Annotated in this window: 20 protein-coding genes, 2 tRNA genes and 4 pseudogenes; 4 read left to right on the top strand and 22 right to left on the bottom strand. The window is 42.0% G+C overall.

The genetic code is table 11. From position 1 onward, the window contains the following. Positions 1 to 10: 10 nt before the first annotated feature. Positions 11 to 427 (bottom strand): Fic/DOC family N-terminal domain-containing protein, encoded by a 417-nt coding sequence (locus SCACP_RS04130; RefSeq protein WP_425060146.1) that lies wholly within the window; start codon positions 425 to 427, stop codon positions 11 to 13. A 102-nt stretch (positions 428 to 529) separates the two neighbouring features. Here SCACP_RS04130 and tnpA (SCACP_RS04125) point away from each other — a divergent pair, with 102 nt between their 5' ends. From tnpA (SCACP_RS04125) to tnpC, 3 genes and pseudogenes are all read left to right on the top strand, one after another. Then, positions 530 to 820 (top strand): IS66 family insertion sequence element accessory protein TnpA, encoded by a 291-nt coding sequence (gene tnpA, locus SCACP_RS04125; RefSeq protein ID WP_425060145.1) that lies wholly within the window; start codon positions 530 to 532, stop codon positions 818 to 820. Between the two features lie 55 nt (positions 821 to 875). Then, the gene (gene tnpB, locus SCACP_RS04120; protein ID WP_425057810.1) at positions 876 to 1,223 is read left to right on the top strand and encodes an IS66 family insertion sequence element accessory protein TnpB; all 348 of its coding nucleotides are present in this window, start codon (positions 876 to 878) and stop codon (positions 1,221 to 1,223) included. Between the two features lie 61 nt (positions 1,224 to 1,284). Beyond that, a pseudogene (gene tnpC / locus SCACP_RS04115) lies at positions 1,285 to 2,853 on the top strand (IS66 family transposase). A 674-nt stretch (positions 2,854 to 3,527) separates the two neighbouring features. Here the strand turns inward: tnpC and SCACP_RS04110 are convergent. From SCACP_RS04110 to SCACP_RS04085, 6 genes and pseudogenes are all read right to left on the bottom strand, one after another. Then, on the bottom strand, positions 3,528 to 3,878 hold the full coding sequence (locus SCACP_RS04110) for a hypothetical protein (protein WP_425060144.1): 351 nt from the start codon (positions 3,876 to 3,878) through the stop codon (positions 3,528 to 3,530). Between the two features lie 93 nt (positions 3,879 to 3,971). Beyond that, a complete protein-coding gene (locus tag SCACP_RS04105) occupies positions 3,972 to 5,321 on the bottom strand; it encodes an HlyD family type I secretion periplasmic adaptor subunit (protein WP_425060143.1) in 1,350 nt (449 codons plus the stop codon). After that, positions 5,312 to 7,456: a type I secretion system permease/ATPase gene (locus SCACP_RS04100; protein WP_425060142.1), complete on the bottom strand. Its 2,145-nt coding sequence runs from the start codon at positions 7,454 to 7,456 to the stop codon at positions 5,312 to 5,314. Before SCACP_RS04100 ends, SCACP_RS04105 begins: the two co-directional genes overlap by 10 nt. A 43-nt stretch (positions 7,457 to 7,499) precedes the next feature. After that, a pseudogene (locus SCACP_RS04095) lies at positions 7,500 to 7,661 on the bottom strand (hypothetical protein); the annotation flags it as partial. Positions 7,662 to 7,765: 104 nt separating this feature from the next. Continuing rightward, positions 7,766 to 10,216 carry a calcium-binding protein gene (locus tag SCACP_RS04090; RefSeq protein WP_425060141.1) on the bottom strand — a complete coding sequence of 817 codons (2,451 nt, stop codon included), beginning with the start codon at positions 10,214 to 10,216 and terminating at the stop codon, positions 7,766 to 7,768. A 131-nt stretch (positions 10,217 to 10,347) separates the two neighbouring features. After that, positions 10,348 to 10,602 carry a hypothetical protein gene (locus SCACP_RS04085; RefSeq protein ID WP_425060140.1) on the bottom strand — a complete coding sequence of 85 codons (255 nt, stop codon included), beginning with the start codon at positions 10,600 to 10,602 and terminating at the stop codon, positions 10,348 to 10,350. Positions 10,603 to 11,594: 992 nt separating this feature from the next. On the opposite strand from SCACP_RS04085, the gene SCACP_RS04080 reads away from it, so the two are divergent. Then, complete coding sequence (locus SCACP_RS04080; protein WP_425060139.1) at positions 11,595 to 13,427, top strand: IS1634 family transposase; 1,833 nt, start codon at positions 11,595 to 11,597, stop codon at positions 13,425 to 13,427. Positions 13,428 to 13,536: 109 nt separating this feature from the next. On the opposite strand, the gene SCACP_RS04075 is transcribed toward SCACP_RS04080, so the two are convergent. From SCACP_RS04075 to SCACP_RS04005, 15 genes and pseudogenes are all read right to left on the bottom strand, one after another. Beyond that, positions 13,537 to 14,763: an IS256 family transposase gene (locus SCACP_RS04075; RefSeq protein ID WP_425057712.1), complete on the bottom strand. Its 1,227-nt coding sequence runs from the start codon at positions 14,761 to 14,763 to the stop codon at positions 13,537 to 13,539. Between the two features lie 388 nt (positions 14,764 to 15,151). Beyond that, complete coding sequence (locus SCACP_RS04070) at positions 15,152 to 15,976, bottom strand: recombinase family protein (RefSeq protein ID WP_425061317.1); 825 nt, start codon at positions 15,974 to 15,976, stop codon at positions 15,152 to 15,154. Positions 15,977 to 16,048: 72 nt separating this feature from the next. Then, positions 16,049 to 16,222, bottom strand: a pseudogene (locus SCACP_RS04065) (recombinase family protein); the annotation flags it as partial. Between the two features lie 99 nt (positions 16,223 to 16,321). Beyond that, a complete protein-coding gene (locus SCACP_RS04060) occupies positions 16,322 to 18,133 on the bottom strand; it encodes a reverse transcriptase domain-containing protein (protein WP_425057966.1) in 1,812 nt (603 codons plus the stop codon). Positions 18,134 to 18,636: 503 nt separating this feature from the next. Continuing rightward, positions 18,637 to 18,984 (bottom strand): annotated as a pseudogene (locus tag SCACP_RS04055) (recombinase family protein); the annotation flags it as partial. Continuing rightward, positions 18,944 to 19,678 (bottom strand): recombinase family protein, encoded by a 735-nt coding sequence (locus SCACP_RS04050; protein WP_425060138.1) that lies wholly within the window; start codon positions 19,676 to 19,678, stop codon positions 18,944 to 18,946. The pseudogene SCACP_RS04055 and the gene SCACP_RS04050, both read right to left, overlap by 41 nt. Before the next feature lie 170 nt (positions 19,679 to 19,848). Continuing rightward, on the bottom strand, positions 19,849 to 20,319 hold the full coding sequence (gene tnpA / locus SCACP_RS04045; protein ID WP_425060137.1) for an IS200/IS605 family transposase: 471 nt from the start codon (positions 20,317 to 20,319) through the stop codon (positions 19,849 to 19,851). Between the two features lie 261 nt (positions 20,320 to 20,580). Then, a tRNA-Lys gene (locus tag SCACP_RS04040) sits at positions 20,581 to 20,656 on the bottom strand. A 6-nt stretch (positions 20,657 to 20,662) separates the two neighbouring features. Next, a tRNA-Gln gene (locus SCACP_RS04035) sits at positions 20,663 to 20,738 on the bottom strand. Between the two features lie 185 nt (positions 20,739 to 20,923). Further along, a complete protein-coding gene (locus tag SCACP_RS04030) occupies positions 20,924 to 21,235 on the bottom strand; it encodes a chemotaxis protein CheW (RefSeq protein ID WP_425060136.1) in 312 nt (103 codons plus the stop codon). 310 nt (positions 21,236 to 21,545) lie between these two features. Then, the gene (locus tag SCACP_RS04025) at positions 21,546 to 22,598 is read right to left on the bottom strand and encodes a PocR ligand-binding domain-containing protein (RefSeq protein WP_425060135.1); all 1,053 of its coding nucleotides are present in this window, start codon (positions 22,596 to 22,598) and stop codon (positions 21,546 to 21,548) included. A 544-nt stretch (positions 22,599 to 23,142) separates the two neighbouring features. After that, positions 23,143 to 23,376 carry a thioredoxin family protein gene (locus tag SCACP_RS04020; protein WP_425060134.1) on the bottom strand — a complete coding sequence of 78 codons (234 nt, stop codon included), beginning with the start codon at positions 23,374 to 23,376 and terminating at the stop codon, positions 23,143 to 23,145. A gap of 114 nt (positions 23,377 to 23,490) precedes the next feature. Next, positions 23,491 to 23,787, bottom strand: a complete 297-nt coding sequence (locus tag SCACP_RS04015; protein ID WP_425060133.1) for an ArsR/SmtB family transcription factor — start codon at positions 23,785 to 23,787, stop codon at positions 23,491 to 23,493. A 535-nt stretch (positions 23,788 to 24,322) separates the two neighbouring features. Continuing rightward, positions 24,323 to 24,472: a hypothetical protein gene (locus SCACP_RS04010; protein ID WP_425060132.1), complete on the bottom strand. Its 150-nt coding sequence runs from the start codon at positions 24,470 to 24,472 to the stop codon at positions 24,323 to 24,325. A 157-nt stretch (positions 24,473 to 24,629) separates the two neighbouring features. After that, the gene (locus tag SCACP_RS04005; RefSeq protein ID WP_425060131.1) at positions 24,630 to 24,854 is read right to left on the bottom strand and encodes a hypothetical protein; all 225 of its coding nucleotides are present in this window, start codon (positions 24,852 to 24,854) and stop codon (positions 24,630 to 24,632) included. Positions 24,855 to 24,889 lie beyond the last annotated feature (35 nt).

Raw genomic sequence — 24,889 nt, 5'->3', positions numbered from 1 at the left:
CGCCGGTCGTTTAATTCTGCAAAACCGTCCCCGGCAGTTTTCTTATGCCGGCACGGTTATTTTCTATGTCCTGTTGGATTTCGACAATCATATTCGTAGTCATAACTTTTTTTGCTTTGACTAACTCATAGCCCTTCCAAAGAGCCGTCCGGTAGTTTACAACCTCTTTGGCAGCAGGATTATTGTAATTCGACTGTGACATAGCTTTAAACAATTCATCATGTGTCGTAATGATATTCTCTATTTCTGAACTGTCTTTTGCTTCGTTAATTGTTATGGCATTTATTAAAATATTTTTGTTAGGCATCGTATCGGCAAAGCCCTTTAACTCAGCCAACGCTCTGTGCGATCTGGCAAGCTGCTTTAAAACTCTTTTGGTTTCAAGGTCAATATCAGGCGGTAACAGTTTCAATGTACTATCTTGCATATCTTCGCCTCCTCTTCATTCCATTATATGGGTAAACTCTTCCCATATCAATGTAAGCGTAAAAGTATCCCCACATAGCGTATATGCTTCAATCCTGGGATAATGATCTCAGGAGGGATAAGCTGTATGGAAAATACAATAACAAGCAAGCGTAAGGCCTACTCTGCTGTCGAAAAAGCAGCGCTGATAGCAGCATATAAAGCCAGTGGCCTAAGCAAAAAAGAATGGTGCCAGGAAAATGCTATTGGCCTGAGCACATTGCAGAGATGGCTGCAGCACGAAAAAAGCAGGACCAGCCGCAACCGGTACAAAACTGGATTCCTGTCATCCAGGCTGCGCCACAACGATCAGCCAGCCTCGAAATACAAATCGGCAAATGCAAAATTGCCGTAGATACTAAAACAGATAAAAAACTCTTGGCAACGGTGCTTGGCGTACTGGTGGAAGTATGCTGAAACTATCGGAACATACACCAGTCTTTTTAGCCTGCGGGGACACCGATATGCGTAAATCCATTAATGGCTTAAGCGCATTGGTGCAGCATAGTTTTAAGTTGGATCCGTTTCAAAAAGCACTGTTCGTCTTTTGCAACAAACAACGCAATCGAATTAAGATTTTAACTTGGGAAGACAACGGCTTTTGGCTGCATTTAAAGCGCTTGGAACGAGGCCGTTTCAAATGGCCGACACTTGACGACGCCACCATGGCGCTTACCACAGAAGAACTGTGGAACCTGATTCAAAGCCCGGGCATCGAACAAAAACTGCGTCGCACGCAAGTTTTAAAAAGCCGCTAAATCATTGATTTTACTGGCTTTTCGCCTCATTTTCCGGTATAATAGAAGATAAGAAAATGGTATCGGAAATGAGGATTTTTTCTTGCAAACACAGGCACAGCTTGAAGAAGAAAATGCGGAATTAAAGAAACGCGTTCAGGAATTGGAAGCGCTCAACAAGTGGTATATGGAGCAGTTGAAGCTGCTTCGCCAAAAAAAGTTTGGCGCTTCTTCGGAAAAAAGTAAACGCGATGACCAGGAACAGTTAAACCTCTTCAATGAGGCGGAAGCTGAGCGCCAACCGATTGCTGTGGAGCCAGACGTGGAAACCATCAGTTATCAGCGCAAAAAGGGTAAACGCGGAGAAAACATAAAGGACTTGCCGGTAGAAGTGATTGAATATACTCTGCCAGAAGGTGAACAGACCTGCCCTGCTTGCGGTGAAGAGCTGCATGTTATGAGCAAGGAAGTACGTAAGGAATTGACGATTGTTCCGGCAAAGGTCAAGGTTATCGAGCACGTAAACTATGTATACGGTTGCCGAAATTGCGAGAAAAACAATATAGAGACGCCGATCATCACGGCTAACGCGCCGAAAGCGTTGCTGCCTAAGAGCATGGTATCCGCCGAGCTTATGGCCTATATCATGAGCCAAAAATTCGTCAATGCTATGCCGCTGTATCGGCAGGAGCAGGAATTTAAGCGGCTTGGCGTAACGCTTTCCCGCCAAAACCTTGTCCAACTGGGTTATTAAAGGTGTCGCACTTTTGGAGCCTTTGTTAGCAGCCCTAAAAAAAGAGTTGCTTTCAAGGGATCTGTTGCACGCCGATGAAACTACTCTGGAAGTGTTGTGTGAACCCGGCAGACCGGCACAGACAGATTCCTATATGTGGTTATATCGAACGTCCGGGGATACGGATCATCCGGTTGTGCTCTATGACTACCAGGAAGGGCGCAGCGGGCAATTTGCCAAGGCGTACCTTGCAGGGTTTTCCGGCTATCTTCAGACCGATGGTTGGCATGGCTATCACAAGGTAGAAGAAGCCGGTGTAACCTTGTGCGGCTGTTGGGCACATGTTCGGAGAAAATTCAATGAAGCCTTGGTCGGCCCTGCGGCTAAACAGCCGGATAGTAAAGAAGCGATAGGTCTTGCCTATTGCAATAAGCTTTTCGACGTTGAAAAAAGGCCGAGCACATGACGCCGGAAGAACGGCATGAACTAAGGCAAAAAGAAGCTAAACCAATTATCGAAGAGTTTTATAAATGGATAGAAGCTTGTTGGGCTGATACCTTGCCGCAAAGTCTACTGGGCAAGGCGCTTACCTATGCCCAAAATCAGAAAAAGTATCTGACAGCCTATTTGGCCGATGGCCGCATCGAAATATCGAATAATCGTGCGGAGCGATCTATCAAGCCTTTTGTGATTGGACGAAAAAACTGGCTGTTTTGCAATACGCCTGGTGGCGCAAGATCGTCCGCCGCTGTTTACAGCCTGATTCAGACGGCTGCAGAAAATGGATTAAATCCGCAAGCTTATCTGGAATATGCCTTTAGGCAAATCCAACTGCAGGATACGCTCTGTATTGAAAAACTACTTCCGTGGGCTGAAGAAATTCCTGTAAGCTGTAAAATGCCTAATAAAAAAGCATAACGGTTCCAACAGCCATCTGATGTTTTATCATATCGTACATCAGGTGTTTTTTTATTGATAGGTGGTTTTGCTTTGACGCTTACGATCAAGTAATACTTTTAGAGTCAAAGAATAAAGAGTCAAGGCCATCATTTGCAAAAAAGTGCTTATCAGAAAAACTAGATAAACTTTCTTTTCCATATAAAAAAAGCGATATCCAAACACATGGATACGATTGTCAATTAAAAGTATCGCTGTGACGGTTTTCTATAAAAAAAATAATCATATAATAACAGCTAAAGATCACCTGCCTCCATAACTCAATTGGACAGGAGATTCCGCTTTTCTATTGTTTAATATTGTTTAATACCCTTCCGCAAAACCCCTCTTAAATTTCGCGAAAAAGTTCCGCCTCACTAAAAATTTACCCCCCGGGGGTGCAAAAATCGCCTAAACCTTACGTCTAGGCGAACATAAATCACGCTTGTTAATTTATCCCAAAACCCGCAAAGCCTTATATTTCAAGCTACTTCCGCTCTATCAACGCGACTGTCTCCACGTGTGTTATGATAACTAAAGGATACTAATACGCGAAATTGAAGTTCCTCAAAACGGTTTCGACCCCCTTTTGCAAGGGGGTCGGCTTAGCTCTACGGGCGATACTTTTTCGCAAAATTGACACCAATCACTTAAAGCTATTTCATTTTAATATCAACATCTACGTCTAATTCTTCGATCTTTTTTTCGTATAATTCTCTTATTGCGGAAGCGATGATTTCTGGGTCAACATCTATTTTTTTAGCCAGTTTCGTGATGGAGTAATTATACTCCTTGCCGTATTTCCTGTCTTTAACTACAAAGTGATTATTAAAATCATTTATTGCACGCCGAGCAGCTGCCGTTCTATGACTCTTAGTCATATTGTCAATCTCCACAATAGAAAACCCTATTTCAGTGGATTGGTTCCATTCTCCTTCGTCACAGATCATGTAATCAAAACCACCCTTAAATATCTCACTTTGAATCATTTCATGTAAATCATCCATTAGTTCATCTCCTAAAATAAAGTTCGAACTTGTTACACTAAATTAGATTTCCAAGTCTAATTTTTGCTTTCTAATCTACAAATTCATAAAAAGTTATCTCTCCCTTAACCCCTCACTACGGTACTTAATAAAGGGATCAAGGAAATATTCAATAATTTTCTTTTTCCTTGTTTTAATCTCCGCCGTAACGGCCATACCTGGACTTAAATATACGGTCCTATTATTCGCAAGTTGAAAGTAATCCATATCGGTTCGAAGCAAAGCTCGGTAAACTAGTCCTTTTTCCTTATCTTCTACTGCATCAGAACTGATTTCAACCAACTTCGCATTTAATGTGCCGTATTTTTGAAAGTTGAACGTTTCTACCTTAATTTCGGCATCTTGTCCATCATAGATAAAGCCAATATCCTTATTAGCGACCCACGCCTCAATCTCCATCTGCTCCCCCTCTGGGACTATCAGCATTAAGGATTGTGCGGGCGTAACAACGCCACCAAGCGTATGAATGGCTAATTGCTGTACCTTACCATCAATTGGAGAAACAATAGTACTTAAGCGATTTTTCTCTTTGGCCTTGCGTAAATCCTCTTCAACAGCTTGAAGCTGTCTCCTACTATTTACCAAGTTACTCATAATGTCTCGCTCACGCTCTTTTACTATGCTGTTAAGCGCTTCCATGCTTTGAAGAAGAGCGTGATTGGCTTTAGCAATTTCGCCAACTTGGGCTGCGAGGTCTTGTTGAATCGTGATGCGCCTCTCACGATATTCTAGATACTGAAATTGAGCTGCAGCACCGCTGTCTGCAAGTTCTTTCATTTTTGCTTCTTTATCTACCGCTATTTCTAATTGCTGCGCGAGTTTGTTTCTTGTTGCTTCATAGGCATCCAGTGCTGCTTTCGCTTGGTTTACCGCTTGTTGAGCAGTCGATACTTTTGCGTTATATTCAGCAACACGACTATTAAACAGTTGCTGCTGATACATAACATCTTGCGGATCATAGTTTTCGTTATTGTTTACTACAAATGGTACTCCCATCTGCTCTGCTGTTAACCGCGTAGTTTCTAGTTTTAAGTATGCTAATTCCTTTGACTGGCGGGCAAGGTCAGCTGCAGTCATCGTTGTATCAAGTTCAATTAAAATATCACCGGCTTTAACCTTGCTCCCATCTTTCACATGAATCGCTTTGACTACTCCTGTGTCAAATGCTTGTATAGCCTTGGTGTATCCTGATGGAATGACTTTACCTGTAGCTACGGCTACTTCATCTACTTCACCAACACATGCCCAGATTAAAGCAACTGAAAACAACATAATAATGGCCCATGCCGTAGCCCTGCCAATAGGAGAAGGCGGCTTTTCTACAATCTCAAGTGCAGCAGGAAGAAATTCCATTTCATCTCTGGTAAGTTCATTAGATTTATTTTTTCCTAATCCTAGGCGCATACTTCATTACCCTCCTGCTGCATGTGTAGACTGTAATATGCGCCTTTTTGGGCCATTAACTGCTGGTGGCTGCCTTGCTCTATAATGCGTCCCTTCTCAACAACAACTACCATGTCTGCATTACGTACCGTGGACAATCTGTGAGCGATAATAAAGACTGTCCGCCCCTTACAAATTTGCTGTAAATTATCTTGAATAATTCTTTCCGACTGGTAGTCTAGCGCACTCGTAGCTTCATCAAAAATTAGAATGCGAGGATTACTGAGCAGTGCTCTAGCGATGGCAATCCGCTGCCGCTGCCCACCGGAAAGGGCCGTCCCCCTTTCGCCCACACTTGTATCATAACCATCAGGTAATTCTAAGATAAATTCATGCGCGCCTGCTAACTTTGCCGCTTGAATTACTTTTTCCATAGGTGCCCCAGGCTCTACTGCTGCGATATTGTCCCTAATGGAACCATTAAACAAAAAGTTTTCCTGTAAAACTACTCCAATTTGTCGGCGAAGCCATGCTGGCTCGGCTTGTGACAAATCAACGCCATCAACGAGAATTCTACCACGTTCTGGTAAATATAAGCGTTGTATGAGTTTAGTAAGCGTACTTTTACCAGATCCAGAGCGACCTACTATTCCCACCGTTGTTCCCGGCTGCACTCCTAAGCTAATGCCGTCAAGAATGAGAGGCCCATCATTCCTATACCTAAAGGACAAATCTTGAATTTCAACTCGACCTTTCAGGGCTGGCAACATAGTACGAGATGGATTAAACACCGGTTCACGAGGGCAGTTTAATACATCCCCCAATCTCTCAATAGACAGCCTAACTTGCTGAAAGTCCTGCCACAAATTTGCAATGCGTAAAACAGGATCGGTAACTCGGCCAGAAAGCATTTGAAACGCAATGAGCTGTCCTACTGTCAGGCTCCCCTCCATTACTAAATGGGCACCAAACCATAATATAGCCAGCGTAGCAATCTTTTGAATAAATTGGGCAATGTTTCCTGCAATGTTACCAAGGAGGTTTGTTTTAAAAGACGCCTTAACGTAATTTGCTAATATTCCTTCCCATTTATGGTTAAGCTGCGGTTCAATGGCTAAGCTTTTTACGGTATGTATCCCAGTTATCGACTCTACCAGATAGGATTGTACTTCAGCACCGCAGGCAAATTTCTGATTTAAACGCTCTTTTAAAATCGGCGTAACTATAACTGATAATAGTATAAAGATAGGTAAGGAAGCGAGTGTAATAAGCGTCAGTTTCGCGCTGTAAAAAAACATCGCCGCAATAAAGATAACGGCAAAGAACAAATCTAACACGACCGTTAGTGTTGAGCCAGTCAGGAATTGTCTAATATTTTCTAGTTCTCTAACACGCGCTACCGTATCACCAACGCGCCGAACTTCAAAGTACTGCAAGGGTAGACCCAAAAGGTGATTAAATAGTTTTGCCCCAAGGATTACGTCAACTCGATTAGTGGTATGAGAAAAAAGATAAGACCGTAAAACGCCTAAGACACCTTCAAATAAGTTAATAAATAAAAGACCTACAACGAGAATGTCTAATGTTGAAACACCTTTATGAACTAACACTTTATCAATAATTACCTGTGTAAATAACGGAGCAATAAGGCCAAAAGTCTGCAGGAAAAATGACGTTAGTAAAACCTCGCCGAAAAAACGTTTAAACTTTACTATAGACGGTATAAACCACCGAAAGTTAAACTCCCGTTCGAGACTAGCTAAGCTAAATCGACGAGCTAATAGAATAACTTCGCCCGTCCAAGCCCCAGCAAATACATCATGCGTTACTGTTATGGGACGTTCTTTAAAAGGATCATATACCAAAACCCGCTCAGCATCTGCCTTTACAATCAATGCAAACTGGCCATTGATAAGTATAGCCATAGCCGGAAGGGCCAACCGAGAGAGCTTAGTAGCAGTGGTACTCGTCTTCTTTGCTTTGAGACCAATCTCTTTTGCCGCACGTAAAAGTGTGATCGTGTCGGAATATCCGGTTCCTACAAGAAAAGCACGTTTTAGTTGATTATATTCTGCGGGTATTCCTAGCAATCTTGCGGCTGCTACTAAACATAGTAAACCACTATCGGGGGAAGCTGTACTTGTTTCGTTAGCCATCGTATCTCTCCATTCTCTGGGACTGATTGTATAATTGATGTGTCTAAACCGGCAGACACTCCGCCGGTTTAGACACGGAACCTAAGTAACCGCTACAAAATAAGAAACTTTTTGTTTTACCTATGCATCGGTTAAATATACCATCAGAGAATTTGAACTGATCAATTTGATAATCGGCACCTAGCGTCCAGTTAGCAACAATAAGGTTTTCGCCCGTGGGTTATCCGTGCAAACAAGATCTTTGTTATTTTTGACAAACACAACGTTAGCCATGATGAAGTTTTGCATCACACCCGGTAGAGAATCGCGTTAAGATATTTTTTTATTTATATCTGCTGCAGTTAAAGTTCCATCTGTGAACTGGATTTGACCAACTTGATAGCTAGTTCCTAACCCCCAGTCTATAAGACGCATCGTTTCTCCAGTCTGAGTAATAGTACATACTAAATCATTACTTTCTCTTGTAAACTCAATACTTGCAAGTACCAGGTTTTGCATTTTGATAGTGTCAAATCCATTATCATTAGCTGCTCCATTATTGTAGATCGTATCGTTGCCTGAGCCCTGTCCCCAGATATACGTATCGTTACCGGCTCCGCCATATAGGTAGTCGCTACCAGTTCCACCGTCTAATATATCATCACCATCCTGACCAAAGAGTGTATCATTACCATCTCCACCATATAGGCTATCATTACCCGTCATTGTTGCATTGACCATGCTGGATGACGACCCATAAAGCGTGTCATTTCCACCAAGTCCATAAATTTTATCGTTGCGACTACTACCATATACGTTCTCCGAACTCATAGTTCCACGAATCATGGCCATTTCACTGAGTTGCGCCGCAGTTAACTCGCTCCCATCCGCAAATTGTACCTTGTCAACCTGATAGGAATCTCCATTAAACCAGTTAGTTATCGTTAGCGTCTCACTACTGGACTTAATTTCTAGTATTAGATCACTACCGTTTTGCAAATACACTAGCATATCCGCGGTCAGACCATCAGCAACTTGGACTATATCATACTCGTCAGTAGAACCATAGTTGCAAATTCGATCATTTCCTGAACCTACACCAAATTGATATATGTCATTGCCCGTCCCACCTTCTAAATAATCGTTGCCACTTCCACCAATAAGGGTGTCATTTCCCTTCTGACCAAATAAATTATCATCACCAGCTCCGCCGTATATAACGTCATTTCCACTGCCTCCATAAAAGGTATTTGAACCTGCACCTCCAAAAAGGCTGTCGTCCCCATCTCCTCCGTTAATAATCCCTTTTAAATTCTTTCCCGCCGAATCAATTGTTAGGCCGACTTCTGCACCATAAGTATTCGCAAAATGGTTCCTGAAATCAGTAAAATTAGTTAATGACGTTTGTAGTCCTAAACCGTACAAGACTCGCGAAAACTCAGCTAGTTGTTCTATACCTTTATCATAGCTTTGGCTAAAATATCCATCAATTTCAGTTTGAACATCGGCTAAATCGCCTACAAATGTATTTGTTGTTATATCCTGTGTAAAATGAATATCATTCAATAAATCAGACATATGCGTTTGGGCCATTAATCGAACATAGTAGTATTCTTTTACATCAGCATAAATGTCTTTTAAAATTGCAGCCGCATTTATATTCGGATTGCTTGTTGTTCCTTGCCAAGTTACCAAACCAGAAAATTGTTGTCCAAACATTTTTTCTAAAACCGACAATTGTCGCGCATCTATGCTGGAGCCCCTACTGGCTGGATCAATGGCATCGCTATTTGTCCATTTATATAAAATTTGGTTCATGATACTATCACGCATTTCAGGATTCTCTTCACTACTAAAAGCTTCTACTAGTGTTTTTAATGTACCACTTTCGTCGCGTACCATGGCTTGCCACAAATTATATACGTTTCCATATCCGTCCAAATCAGGAAGTGACGTATAGATTTCTGGAACTTCAAGTAAGTCCGTAGCAATTGTATGTATGGTATCGCGACTAAATTGATACTCTCCTATTTGCATTATAGTTCCGTCTTGCTTGTTGTAACTACCCAATCGTGTCTGTATATTGCCGTTTTCATCTGAACGATTACTTGATGTATAATTTAGATCAAATGATTTAATATCCAACTGATCAAGTGTGGATAGCTCATCTGCGGATGAATATCCATCTCCGTTTAAATCCCGCCAAACGCGAAGCTGCGAAAAGGCCTTATCATTAATATCAATTTTCCCGTCGCTATTACTATCAAGGTCGGCGAGAGCTTGAAAACCACTTGCTGCACGTGTACCATTACTCAATACTGTTTGATCCCCAAAAAGTTCTTGTCCATTGTTAATAACGTTGTCGCCATTCCGGTCAATAACAAGCAATCCATCATTTGAATTTACCCACCCTGTTCTTTCAGCAAATCCGTTGGCATCATTATCAAAAAAAACACCATTATTAACATCAATTGTTTGAATGCCATCGCCATTTAAGTCAAGAACTATCGGATCGTATATAGCTCCTCCAGCTCCACCCCAAGGATCCCCTCCCGGAGGGCTGAATGGATCTGGCGCAGTAGGGAGTCCTGGTTCAGAAGGGCTGGGATCATGATAAGGGGGTAAATGGTCATAAAGATATGTAAGTGGATTCGGGGCACCAGGATTACTTGGTGGGTTATTCTCAAAATCAATCAATTTCTTAATAAGAGGACTAGTTAAAATAGACCTTCCAAACATTCTAATGGTGTTTACTATTATCGGCAAACCTAACGAATACATAAAAATCTCCTCCAAATATCCAAATAGTTCATCTGGTAGATTACAAATTGGAAATTCGAAAATTTCATATTAATGAAATCGACCATCCCGTTGGAAGCCCTTACAGAAACTTACCTTTACTCAACCTATCTCTAAGATTTTTTATTGTTTTTTTTCGCTTTTAGCGTTCTACCTTGATTCTTTTTCCCTCCCACCCCAAAGAATAATTTAAAAGCAGAAAAAGCAATTCCTAATATTGCACAAATACAGATTGCAAGTATTGGAAAAATCATCTGCATTCCTAACACTTCGCCAAACTGCGGATTGTATGATTTTATAATTACGGTAGTAACTAATGCTAAAACCACAGAAATTCCCATCAAAAGGGATATATCAAATGAAAACATTAAATACCTCCTGCCATTCCATATTCAAAAGAACCTATTAGTTAAATATTACTGCTTGTATTTACTTTACTTAGTTGATCAAAAACCAACTGTCCGACTACTTGGGGTGACTTTACATTTAATCGATTTCTTCAAAAGTTGGGGCAAACCCCAGGTCTACATAAGGCGTTTTAACTTCATAAATTCCCCGCTATAGCATAAATACCCCCTCTTTTTTCCTAATGGAAAATAGTCACTTCATTTTTCACAAATCACTAATTAGCAAACACAATAGAACTTAATTGTTCAGCTGCTTTATGAAAACACCAGAGAATATAACTAATAATGCATAAAGAAACTACATACAACGTAGGCTGCTAACCCGAAGAATTTTACTGACTTTCTTAAAAAATCTCTGTAATTTTAAGTACTTTTCATTTTCTTCAAACTATAAGATTGTTATGTGATTTTCATTAATTTTATTAAAATATATTTCTCCGCAGAGTATCCATTTACCTCTATATTTACCATCAATTGCTAAAACAAACAACAAAACTCCTGCTTGAAATGGGTTGTCTGTACTTGTATATTGAATTTCTTGACCAATAATACATGAAGCTTGTACTAATCTACGATTATCTAAAATGCTAGCAACATCATGGGAATGCACCCACGTTCATCGCTTTACCTACATGAGTTTTATGATCCATATGATTCTATGGACTTATGTTGCAAGACAAGACTCCTCACTTTTGCAGATTATAATTTTAAATTAAATTTAAAGGGATTGATTAAATATCCTGCATATAACTCATCTTTGACAGTTAACGATCGTTTTTTCATGTTTCCCGAGCCCGGAATCCGCTATTTTCGCGGGTTTCGGGCTTTGCTATTGCAGAAATTTCTCAAAAAGTGTAGGTCAAACTATTTTGGAATTTTCGCCATAGATATCTTTATCTTCCGGAAATTTCGTGATATAATTGTAGGTGATAAATGTTGGGGCGGTGAGTCTCTTGTTTGCTCAAATTGTATCCACAAAAAAGTCGGATGGTAAAACCTACAGATATCTTCATATTGTTGAGTCATACCGGGAAGGTAAGTCCGTTAAAAAGCGTCGTATTGCAAGCCTTGGCAACATTGACGCGTATTCTGATAAGGAAATAGAACAGCTTATTTATAAGCTTGAGTCGCTCCTACAAAACCGTGTTACTGGTTCTATTGAGGATTTGGAACCCGGTAACTGCCTCCAGTTTGGGGTTCCTTACGTGGTTCAATTTTTGTGGGATCAATTGGGCTTGACTGGGGCTATCTCTAACGCCCTTAAGGATCGCGGCGTTACATTCGACGTAGCCGGTTACGTGCAGGCGATGGTGATTAATCGCCTGGTCGATCCCTCCAGCAAGTTTCAATTGTTCAAAACTATCGAGGACATGTATTTGCCGGACGCACCCCACGAGTGGCAGCTACAACATTTCTACCGCGCTCTGGATTATCTCATGGACATTAAACCGGAACTGGAGCGTCATTTATACAGCCAGCTTACACATTTGCTTAATTTCCGTTTATCTTTAGTGCTTTATGATATGACCAGCACACATTTGACAGGGCATCACTGCCCAATCGCGGAGTACGGATACTCCCGCACGCATCGCCCGGATTTAAAGCAGGTTGAACTAGGCTTGCTGGTAACTCCTGACGGTATTCCGATTACCCACGAAGTATTTGCTGGCAAAACCCCGGATAAACAGACTGTCAAGGACATTCTAAAGCGGTTAAAACAAGAGTTTGCGGTTGAACAGTGCGTCTTTGTGGGCGACCGCGGGATGGTCACTGATGAGAATTTAGCACTGCTGGCAGAGGCCGGATACCCCTATATAGTTGGCTACCACAAACGTGGCCGGATAGTCAGCGACGCTTTGTTAGAAACATATGCAAACATTGATGGCTACGCCAAGATCAAGGACAATCTCTATTATCTGGAGGCGTCATCCGCCCAGGTTGAGGACGACGCAAGAGATACGGATTCACGCTATATTTTGTGTTACAATCCCGTAAAGGCTATTCAAGATGAAGCTTTCCGGGCTTCGGCCATCGAAGAAGCGGAACAGGCGCTGGCTTATATGCAAAAACGCTTAGCAACACCGCAACGTGGAAGAAAGCCAAACTCGAAGAATCTTATGGTTAAAGTCGGTGAAATTTTAACGAAAAAAGGTGTACAGGCATTCTTTGAAGTTGACTTCGACGGACAGAACCTGACTTTCAAGCATGATCAAGCCGCATTAGCAAAAGAGAAGTTACGCGACGGAAAATTTGTGATCAAAACCAATACGGCCTTGCCTGCACAGGATGTTGTACTTTCCTACAAAACTCTGATGAACGTGGAGAGGGCTTTTCGGGAGATCAAGAACTTTCTGGATGTTGGCCCTTTGTACCATTGGAATGAAAAACGAGTGCGCGGCCATATTTTTGTATGCGTATTGGCATACCTATTCGAACAGGAAATTCAGGTGTTGTACCGCCGGACACTGGAGCAGGAAGCGCAACGGATCTCGCGGATTACCGAAGAGAAAGAACGGATGACTATGCAAGCCGAATTGGATGACCGATGGTATACGGGCGAGCAAATTTTAAAGGACCTTGCGCGTTGGAACGTGCTGAAGGCGGAATTTCTGGGCAAGAAATTTCTCAGCGTACCCCGGCCAAAACCGATTGCGCAGCAGGCGCTTGGGGAGTGTATCATTAACTGTGTAAATGGAATAAACATCCAAGATTTTGGGGACACTAATATTGCTTTTACTCATGCGCAGGATAGGGCGACGCAGAGGTGCGACCCGAGCGGCATATGAGGTTTAGCGAGGCGGCGATGCTCATGTGAGAGTGTCGCTTTTCCTTATCTTTGCCTCGGAAAACCCAAAGCGATAAACCTCGGGGTTCGGGGCAGAGCCCCGATAGGGTTTATGAGACCTTCCGCGCTTGCAGTCTGTCCTCGAAGAAGATCATCAACTGCCCTATTATAATTCCCCAATCGCGAATCGGCATACTCCACTTTTTGGAAATTTCTTGTATCGACAGGAACACCGATTTTTTGACCGCGTCGTCGGTGGGATAAACCGTCTTTGTCTTGGTATATTTGCGCAGCATCCGATGAAAACCTTCCACTGCGTTGGTGGTGTAAATCAGTGTCCGGACCTCCTGCGGGTACTTGAAATAGGTGGACAGCTCCGTCCAGTTCGCCTCCCAGGACTTTACAATCTGTGGGTATTTCTTGCCCCATTTCTCACGAAATTCCTCCAGACGATACTCCGCGTCGTCTTGTGTCGGCGCTGCATAGACTAATTTCAAATCCGCCATAACCGGCTTGATATCCTTGTAGGGTACATACTTTGTGGAGTTGCGGATTTGATGAATCACGCACAGTTGCTGCTCGGTTTTGGGGAACACCGTCTCAATGGCGGTGGAAAAGCCGGAAAGGTTGTCACGGCAGGCAATCAAAATATCTTCCACACCCCGATTTTTCAACTCGTTGCAGATCGTCGTCCAAAAACTGGCGCTCTCGTTTTCCGACAGCCACATGCCGAGGATTTCCTTGCGGCCGTCCAGATTGATACCTAAAACCGAGTATAGGCATTTGTTTACAACCCGGCTGTCCTTGCGGACTTTGAACACAATTCCGTCTAGAAACACAATGGGATACACCGGGTCAAGCGGGCGGCTCTGCCATTCCATAACGGCTGGCATAATCTTGTCCGTGATGCGGCTGATTAGGCTGGCGGAGGCTTCTACGCCGTAGATGTCGCGCAGATGATCTTCAATGTCGCGATTGGACATGCCTTTAGCGTACATCGCCAGAATCCTGGCTTCAATATCGTCGGTGCGTGTCTGCCGTTTTTCGATAATTCGCGGCTCAAAGGTGCCGTTTCGGTCGCGGGGGACGCTGATTTCACTTTCGCCCCACTCGCTTTTTATTGTTTTTTTGCCGTAACCGTTACGGCTGTTGCCGCTGTTATTGCCTAAAACACTGTTCTTCTCATAGCCGAGGTGTTCATCCATTTCGGCTTCTAGCATCTTTTCCAGCGCACCGGCAAACAGATTCTTGAGCTTCGCCGTTAGTTCGGCGGGAGTGGTGCACTCCTCACTGAGCAGTGCTACAAGCTGTATTTCTTTTTCGTTTAACTGTGTCATGGGTCCATCTCCTTTTATTCTTTATATTGGAGATTATTCCCATTTACACGGTTTAAAATACAGCCTCGGCGCTTGCGGCCATCGGGATTCCACTACCCTCAAAAGCCATGTATATTGACTAGTTACCACGACGACAGTTTAATAGATTCCTTCCAAGCCCCGCTAATTTGGCGGGGCTAAAACACGTGTAGTGCAAACTTGTGCCCACAAACCCTTGATATTACTGGGGCACTGTCAAAGATGAGATATAACAAATAAAAGTCAGGGATATACCGACAGGGGTCATAGCGCCTAAATTCAACATTGCTATTTTTAAATCATATGGATAATCGTTCGTTAAAAACAGATGAAAACGGCCAGCAGTAACCTTAACAATCGCTTACCATCATTATTCGATTTCACATTCCAACTCTGTCCCATCGAGTAACGTGACTATAATCTCCTTTCCATCAACCACTGTTATCTTTTCAACCAATGCATTGTAAAAATCAATCTCAAACTCTAATACCGGCCCAGTCTCCGATATTATTTTCATAAACTGCTTCGCCTTGTAGCGGTGGAGAGTATTATCACTTCTTAACCTTTCCTTCCACTTTGCCATAAAGTAATTCTTGTTTTCCAGCAATGTGTTAAAGGTGTTTACAAAAACCTGGTACAAAATCCCATCGTCAATATGCCTACTTTCGCAACCCTTTTCCCCCTTTGTAGGATACTTGCCATTGCAGCGCCAGATAATCCGGCGAAGCCTTTCATCAGTAGAATTCCATACCTTTCTACCAAAGACCTTACCGCAAGAGCCGCAAATCACTTTTCCGGCAAAGGGGTTATCGCTTGTTGCATATTCCAATTTCTGAAGGCCATGCTCCTTGGCGTAGTTTCTCCTACGCTCCATTTCGAGCTGCACCGCTTCCCACATCTCTTTATCAATAATGGCTGGATGGCTATCTTCCACATAATACTGGGGAATTTGTCCTGTGTTTTCTACCCGCTTTTTCGTCAGGAAGTCCACTGTATAAGTTTTTTGCAACAGTGCATCGCCTTTGTATTTCTCATTACTCAATATCTTTCTGACCGTGCTTTCATACCACTTAAAAGTACCATCCCATTTAGGAACTTGGTCTTTTGTCAGGTCTCTTGCAAGTTGGTTAGCACTTTTTCCATCCAAATACTCGCGGTATATCCTTCTCACCGTTTTCGCTTGCTTCTCATTAATAATGAGATTACCGTCATCGTCTTTATCATAACCTAAAAACTTAGTGTGATTGACATGCAGCTTACCTTGCTCAAACCGCCGCCGGATGCCCCATGTAGAGTTTTCTGAAATTGACCTCGACTCGTCCTGCGCTAACGAGCTGAGAATCGAGAGTAAGACCTCCCCTTTACTATCGAGCGTATTAATATTTTCCTTCTCGAATATTACCCCAATGCCACGCTCTTTCAGCAGCCTTACAAAATTCAGGTAGGGTAGAACTGTATCGCCTTGCTTTTGGCAGGTCTATACAGCCCTCCCTCAGAACCGGACTTACACCTTTCGATGTATCCGGCTCGCCAGTCGTTTCTAAGGGTTCGTTTCTGTTTTATGGATTTCTCTATGGCATTCTTCACATACTACCAGTGTTTTGCTTCTGATTCCTTCCATAACCAAAACCCACATTGGAGGAATGTATCCCGGCTTTTTATACCTTTCGAGTACATCTTTCAGCTTTCTTACGTGGTGAACAATGAAGTCTTTGCTTCTGTCGCTTTTATGCCCGCAAAGTTCACAGGTTTTAGCGTTTAGCCTGTTTACAATTTCGTGCCACTTTCCTGATACAACTTCATTCACCTTTGTTTTTGGCTTGTGTACTCTTCGTAGAGATTCATTGAAGTAGGTTAATACCTTTTCTTTTCCTTTAGTATTGTACCTTACCCCGATTAGCCGGACCGTTCCATTCCCTTCTTTTCGTGGTACATCGATTCCGTATTTTGCTACTACCGCACGAACCGATGTTTTTTCCTTCTTGGCTATGGTTTTGACCATGCTGTAATAATGGTAGAACTTGAATTTTGCCAGCTTCGTGCTTACGTCTGTTGCAAGGCAATAATAGTTGTAAAGTCCCCGGATTTCCTCGTTATATTTGTTAATTATGTCTTTAACACTAAGGTTCACCCTGTCATTTCGGTGCATGGGTTTACCGTACTGTTTAAACGGCACCACTTTCTTGCTTATTACGTCTCCGGGTACGAGCAGTTGAATTTTTCCGTTGACTGCTCTGGCTTTATGCCCTTTTGAGTTTACAACCATTTTATCGTGGTTAATTGCCTTGTTAATTTCATAACCCAGGAACTTGGCTCTTTCCTTGACGGTATGTGTTGTCAGTGTCTTGTCCATGTTGAGTTCAAGCTTCAAATTTTCAGAAAGGAACTCTTTGATTTTGTCTCTGATTTCCTCTGCAAAACTTTTACTTCCATGGATACCTACTATGAAGTCATCGCAGTATCTAACATATATTACTCTTCTGAAATCCTTATCGAAGGGATTCATTACCGGCAACGTTCTCAGTTGTTTTGCCAGTTCTGTCGCCCTTTCGAAGTTCCCTTTCTTTTTATGGTAGTCTCTCAGCGTTCTTATCCTGTGATACTCTGGATTTTTGGCTTTTTCAGGTTTTAAGTTATGCTCCATTTGAAGTCTATGCATAAACCTGTCCAGTTCATTCAGGTATATGTTGGATAATATCGGGCTGATGATACCGCCTTGGGGTGCTCCCGATAAGGATTCATGTACCTGCTGAAACTCAAGATACCCCGCTTCCAGAAACCTTTTGATAAGCTCGATAAGCCTTCCGTCCTGGATTTTCTTTTTCAGAAGCTCCAGGAGTATATTCTGATTCATATTATCAAAGAAGCCTTTTATATCCCCTTCTATGAACCAGTTTGCTCCTTTACACTTCTCTTTTATTTGGTATAAGGCGGTGTGGCAGCTTTTATTTTCCCTGAAGCCATGCGAGGAATCCATAAATAGCGGTTCGTATATGGCTTCAAGGATTTGCTTCAGTACCTCCTGTACCAATTTGTCTTGGAAGGAAGGAATCCCTAGCGGGCGCATTCTGCCGTCCTTTTTTGGGATATAGGTTCGCCTTACCGGGTTTGGGTAATAGGTTTCATTCTTGAGTTTCTCTATGACTTCATCGATCATCTGATATCCGAATCCGTCGATTGTTTTTCCGTCTGTTCCCGGTGTCATATTGCCTTCTTTGGCGTAAATTTCGTTGTAAGCACGCAGGAAGATATCCTGATTGAACAGATTTCTGTACAGTCTGTCGAAAACAAAGTTTTCGTTTTCGGTCGACTTGCTCCTTAGTATTGATAATACTACCTCGGCTTTTTGCATTTCGCATACCTCCGTAAATTATCAACCAAACGACCTGCTTCCCTTCGCCATGTAACAGTCATTATCTGTCTCAGACTACTACGGAAGCTCCGTAGCCATATTGGAGTTATCCAACTTAGGCTATCCCCGTTTAGATTTGCAAGTACATTAGTGTAACTTAGGCTCCCGTTCGTTTCTTTAACGCATCGCTGATGCGCCTGAGAATGCCAGGAGATTGTAGGAATCGACTGTCTAAATTCCTACATGGCTTCTCGTATACGTTTCAACTGGCTTTCGTATACCCAACGCCTTTATGGACAAGAAACTGGGTTCAAGCAATTCAGCCTTAGCCATATTACACTTGGTTTCGCGTATCCCCCTGTCAGCCAATTTATTCAGGGTATACGCTTTTCCCGGCGTGCTGTGTTCCCCTTATGCGTTTCCACTCCGGGTAAGCCGGGCAACCATTCGGACATTTCTCCAGTCCGAAACCCCTTTGGGGCGATACTTACAAACCCTTACGGGCGCACGCAGTCAAGCGTATTCCGGGCAAATCGTGAAATGGACTTAGTGATAATCATGTCTATTTTACCGGCTTTGCAGTCCTCGATCATCTGGTTAAAGCGTTCACGCTTTTTGGTATTGGTGCCGGTTATCCCCTCATCGGCGTAAATACCGGCGAGCTCATAATCGGGATGACCCGTTATGTAGGTAGTATAATAATTTACTTGTGCTTCGTAGCTTGATAGCTGCTCGACGTTATCCGTTGAAACCCGGCAGTATGCCGCTACTCTTTTTTTGCTTGGAGCCAAGTTCTCGGCAAGGCTCGTCCTATTTGCCCTTGCTGGTATAACGGTAATGTTTCTTGCCATCTTTAAGTACCTCCTCAACCACTGTCTCGCTTTGTATATTCATCTCGCCAAGAACCTTATCTTCAATGGTGGTTCCTTGGCAGGCCTGTTTTCCTTCTTTAAGATACGTACTACATTGCCATACGATTTTTCTACAGGGAAGCTTGCTGTTCCAAGTTCGCCGCCTGAGTACGGCTCCGCATTTACTGCAAAAGAGCATACCCGTAAGAGGATACCGACTTTGATACTTCTCTCGGTCATTCCCTAGATTACCTTTTTCCTCGGCCCGAAAATGTATCATCTGCTGAGCTCTTTCCCATAGCTCCTTGGACACAATTGGCGGGTGATTACCTTCAATATAGTAACTATCCACTTCACCCCGGTTAACACGCGATTTTTTCGTGAGATGGTCCACAGTAAAGGTTTTCTGAAGCCAAACATCACCTTTGTATTTTTCATTTTTTAGCATGTTAAGGATGGTACCAGCATGCCACTTTCCACTAACTAAAGTTGGAATGCCTTCATTGTTAAACTCTTTGGCGATAACACCGCTGCCTTTGCCATTGACATAATCGTTAAAAATTCGTTCAACAAGTTTTGCCTGCTCCTGGTTTATAACCAAATCGCCGTATTCATCTTTGTCATAGCCCCAAAACCGGGCTGTATTTATTGCAACTTTCCCTTGCTCAAACTTTCGTTTATAGCGCCATTTCACGTTATCGCTAGTGTTTTTACTTTCCTCTTGGGCAAAAGAGTCATGACCACCCGTAAAACGGGTGGCTTGATTACGCCCTATAAGGGCAGGGTACTAGCTGAGTCTCAAGACTCACTGAAAAAGTCCGCCAACCGCATAACCTTTTCAGTCAGCCCCTAAAGGGGCTCTTTTTATGACTTTTTTACTGGCTCACCCGTAAACGGGTCTGTCAATTCCTTTAAACTTAATTGGTCGGCAATTATATCTTCTTGTAATTGCTCTCGGATATATTTTGCTATTGCCTCTTTATTTCGTCCTACCGTATCCACATAATATCCTTTGCACCAAAAATGCCTGTTCCCGTACTTATATTTCAAATTCGCATGTTTATCAAATATCATCAACGAACTTTTCCCTTTTAAGTACCCCACAAAAGACGCCACACTGATTTTCGGTGGTATACTTACTAGCATGTGGATATGATCGGGGCAAGCGTTGGCTTCTAGAATCTCTACTCCTTTGTACTCACATAGCTTCCTTAGAATCGCACCTATATCCGCTTTTATTTTTCCGTATATCACCTGTCGCCGATATTTTGGTGCAAACACGATATGATATTTGCACCGCCATTTACTATGTGCTAAACTCTTAGTATCATCCATTGGATGCGCCTCCTTTGTTCAGAGTTATGCGGTCGGCAAACCTGCATTTATTCTAACAAAGGAGGCTATTTTTTTCGACGTATAGCTATAAGCTTTTTGGAACCACATGCATAGCATGTGGTATTCTGCTTACGCAAAAAGACCCGTGAATGTCACCTCCAATAGGCGATATTCACGGGTCTTCTCTCTTTCATTGTTGTACGGTTGTTGTAAAAATAAAAAAAGCCTTCCGGAGCTAAGTCCGGAAAGCCTTGATTTTACTGGTGACCCACGTAGGAATCGAACCTACAACCTACTGATTAAGAGTCAGTTGCTCTGCCAGTTGAGCTAGTGAGTCATATTATGGCTAGGGCGGCAGGACTTGAACCTACGGATGCGGGAGTCAGAATCCCGTGCCTTACCAGCTTGGCTACGCCCCAAAGTTATAAATAAATTATCCATTATTAATAGATATTATATATATCCATTAACCATTTGTCAAACGCATAATATTCAGATAATCGACGGTTTCGGTTGATAAATTCAAGAATATGTCTTCAAAGTTGCCATTTATGTCAAAATCGCCGTTATTTGCAATAATAAAGTAAATACTGGAAATACATTCCTAATAACCTTCTGTACGCAGCAGTTCAGTTTCTTCTGTATTTAATGTTTTTTCTAAATCCAGCATAACTACTAATCTATCATCCAATTTTCCAATACCAGTTATGGATTGGCTTAGTGATCTTTGAATAAAGGAGGGTGCCTGTTCTATTTCTTCTGAATTAAAAGTTATGATATCCGTAACTTCATCAACGAGAAATCCTAATATCGAATTATTCACATAAGCCGTGATGATTTTACTATCATCAGTTGACGGCTTACCTTCTATTTTAAATTTTTTATGTAAATTTATAGATATAACTAACTTTACCACGCCAGTTAATCATTCCCTCGATAGCTTTTAAGGAATTTGGCACCGTTTAGATACTGACTTTACTATATAGTATCCAATAAAAATTTACAGGCGTGTTGTTAGTATAAGCGTAAGTCAAGCGCCCGCCGTAGAGCGTTACTAACAACACGCCTAGAAAAAAATCTTTATTGGATTTCATATAGCTCTGATAATTCCGTTAACTAATTTTGCCTCTATTCCGAATTCCTTTCCGTCAATAGTAAATACAACAATCTGAATACGAGCCATTAAGTCCCCTCCTGTCGGTTTAATGAATCAACCGCGAGACATCTTACATTTCATTTGCCATTTTATGGAGCTGTTCAGCCATACTGGTCACTTCTTGGATGCTTGCTGTTACTTCCTGAATTGCCGCTGCTTGCTGCTCCACAGTTACCGACGTTGCTTGGCCCATAGCAACTGTTTTATTTACTGATTCTTGAATTATGGTAGTAAATTCTTTAATTTTTCCTACTGTCTGCTTTGAGTCACCGGAGAGTTTTCGAATTTCCTGTGCTACCACGCCGAAGCCAAGGCCTGCATCGCCCGCCCGTGCTGCCTCTATGGCAGCGTTAAGTCCAAGCAGCCTGGTTTCATCTGCTATTTCTTTAATAAAATCCATAACTTCATTAATTTTTCCTGATACAACATTTACATTTTGTATTTCCTTATTTAGAGAAATTTGATTGTTACTCACATCACTAGCTGAAGCTGCTAATTCTTCCATTGTTGCCGATATTTGGACAACACTTTCATTAATCAATCCGGCCATATGCTTAAGTTTATGTTGCTGATACCATGTTTTGGACAATGTATTGGCAACTAAATACAAAACATTGGCTGCGGCTTCAACACTGTGTCGGGATATTTGTTTGACTTCACGTAATGCTTTGATATATTCATCAGCGTCTACGCCTATTTCTTGAGCCACCTTACGATAATAGGATTCATCCGGACTTGAAGTTAACACTTGCCCGCCTAGAATTGAGCCAATTTGTCGCCCCTCCAACATAATGGGTGCTCCAAAGTCAACCAAGCCGGCATGGCAATCATAGATAGCCGGCTTTCCGGTCCGGGCCGATTCTTCTCCGCCTTTGCGGTCACATTCCATACATCGGGTAAGTCCTAGTTTTGATCCCCTGGTATGTTCCATACAAAATTTAGTGAAGTTACTGGGTTTAGTAACCGGATTGCCGTCAATGTCAACGGTAAGGCCTGCCACTCCCAAAGATTCGGCAAAATTATCCTGAAACTTTTGCAGAAATTCTACATCAATTATGTCTTGCAATTTCACTGTATCAAGATTGTCCAATACTTGACCGTTGTTTGGCACCGTCTTTTTCATTGATTCGACCTCCTGTTTGTTATTTTCAATGTTTGAAATATTCTTCATATTCGTCATCAAAACAAAATTAACCCGTGCAAACTTTTGCTTTATTATACAAACTTCTTGTCAATATCTTCAATTTCGACATTTTTTGTATCTAAAGAGACCAGTAAGCCATACATAACTCACTGGTCTCTTTATCGCGATCTTCCTTAATCAGTCTACTTTAACAAAAGTAACACCACTACCGTCAAAAGTTTTTTACTTACTGCGGTTATTTTTCCCACCTTCCTTTCACACATTCTTTAATCTCATCCAAAACCGCTAGAAGCCTGTAGCTTTGCATTCCCCCCTCCCGTTCGCCGTAATATTTGGCATATAATATATTTATATTTACGAATATGTTTATGTATTATCTTAAAAATGAACCGCTGTTTAACAAACAGCGGGTTAACTCAGAAACATAGGTGTGTTGTTTCTTTTACGCCAAGATTACGCGGTAACGCCAGGTGTATCTCTTACTTAATAAAGCTGCATATAATCAGTTAAGTTTTCGAACAGGCTATCCTTTAAGTAGTGCTTTAATCTCTTCCTTAGTAGGAACCCTGCCACTGATTTTGACTGCGCCGTCAACTACCAGCGCTGGCGTCTTCATAACTCCGTAGGCCATGATATCCTTGATACTTTCGACCTTGCAAAGCTCAGCATCAATACCCAGTTCAGCAACTGCTTGCTTCGTTGCCTCCATTACGTCATGGCATTTTGCACAACCCATACCCAATACTTGGATTTTCATCCATCATACCTCCCGAAATATTATGACCCGTGTAGCTCGTTGCAGAGCATTCAGATTTCTCCTGAATCGGAAATTTGAGAGCTTATGTTGCTTAAGTGTGGAAGTAAACTTTGACTATAGTTTACTTGGTCTAGTAATATCTTTTCCACGACATTTAGCGCGTCGATTATCGTTGGATACAGCAAAAAATATATTACTTTTGTCCCCTCTTTGCGACAGCCGATAATACCCTGTTTTTTTTAAAATACCCAAGTGTTGGGATAAATTAGATTGCTCAATACCAACTTCCGGGATGATTTCGCACACACATCGTTCGTCCGTAACTAACATCTTAAGTATCTTAATGCGGGCCGGATGGGCAAGTGACTTAAAAATTTCGGCAGTCATCTTCGATACTACATCTTCAGCCATTTTCATCACCATCAAATTTATAATATGATAATTACTTAATATTAACACTATCCCATTCCCGCCAATTTGTCAACACCTGCGGATACTGATCTTAATAGTGTCATATATAAAGAAACTTACAGCGTCACCGAGCCGAGTATCCCGTGATATTTGTAATACTCCATATGTCAAAAACTCGGCAAATTCAAGCAACATGGCTTCCACCGCCTTTTAGCGATTCCCAGTTAACCACCTTAGCATACTGCTAAAATCCCCATTTATGGTCACCGACATCCGCACAGCCTCCACACGCATAGACCACTCTCGACACGTCTTGACCTCTACCACAAAGACAGTTACTCATACCTTTCCTCCTCTTACCTTTATATAAATATGTTATAAAATTATAATATATTTATATAGCTGCTATATTAATCCGTCGACCGGTACCATTATTTTTTCCCTACAGCAACGAGAGTCGTGATAAATAAAAATTTCTCAATTTTTATGGTAAGTTTCTGGAACATCCCAACTAATGACGGATGGTAGTATACCATTATGCCATCAATATCGGCTTTCTCATAATAAGCTGACTTATCGGTTTTACCCAGTCGCACGGACGGGACGCGGGGTGTTTGCCCGCAATTACCGCCGCTTCAAACCCCACCCGGACGTTCCACAAGCCTGATGCTAACGGCATGTTCATCTGACTTGCGCAAAATGTATTCTTTAGCTGCCGCCTCAATTGTAATTACCATAAAATATCTTTCCCTCTTTTAAAAGATATTATTTTATTATAAAATCATAATATATTAATAAGAATATTTTACCATTAGAATTTTGTTCGGTCAATCTTTATACCATCATACAGGTCCTCGCATCCGTCTTGACTCAAGCTCATACTCTTTTAACATTAGATTTTGCTCTGGAGTCATAGGCTCATCATCTTCAAACTGTGGTTCAATAAAATAATAGCAGTCTTTCTTTTCCTCCGGGCTCCCCTCTGAAACTTCCACCTGATATTTAAGACACCATCTTGATCCGCCCCTGATTTCTGCAATACCACACTTTGCACACAAACTATCCATAAACACCCTCCTTACACTTTATCCTTTTTGGCCGG

The organism is Sporomusaceae bacterium ACPt (assembly GCA_041428575.1).
In the GTDB taxonomy this organism is placed as follows: Bacteria; Bacillota; Negativicutes; order Sporomusales; family Sporomusaceae; genus Sporomusa_D; species Sporomusa_D carbonis.
This window is presented reverse-complemented; position numbering and strand designations above follow the sequence as displayed.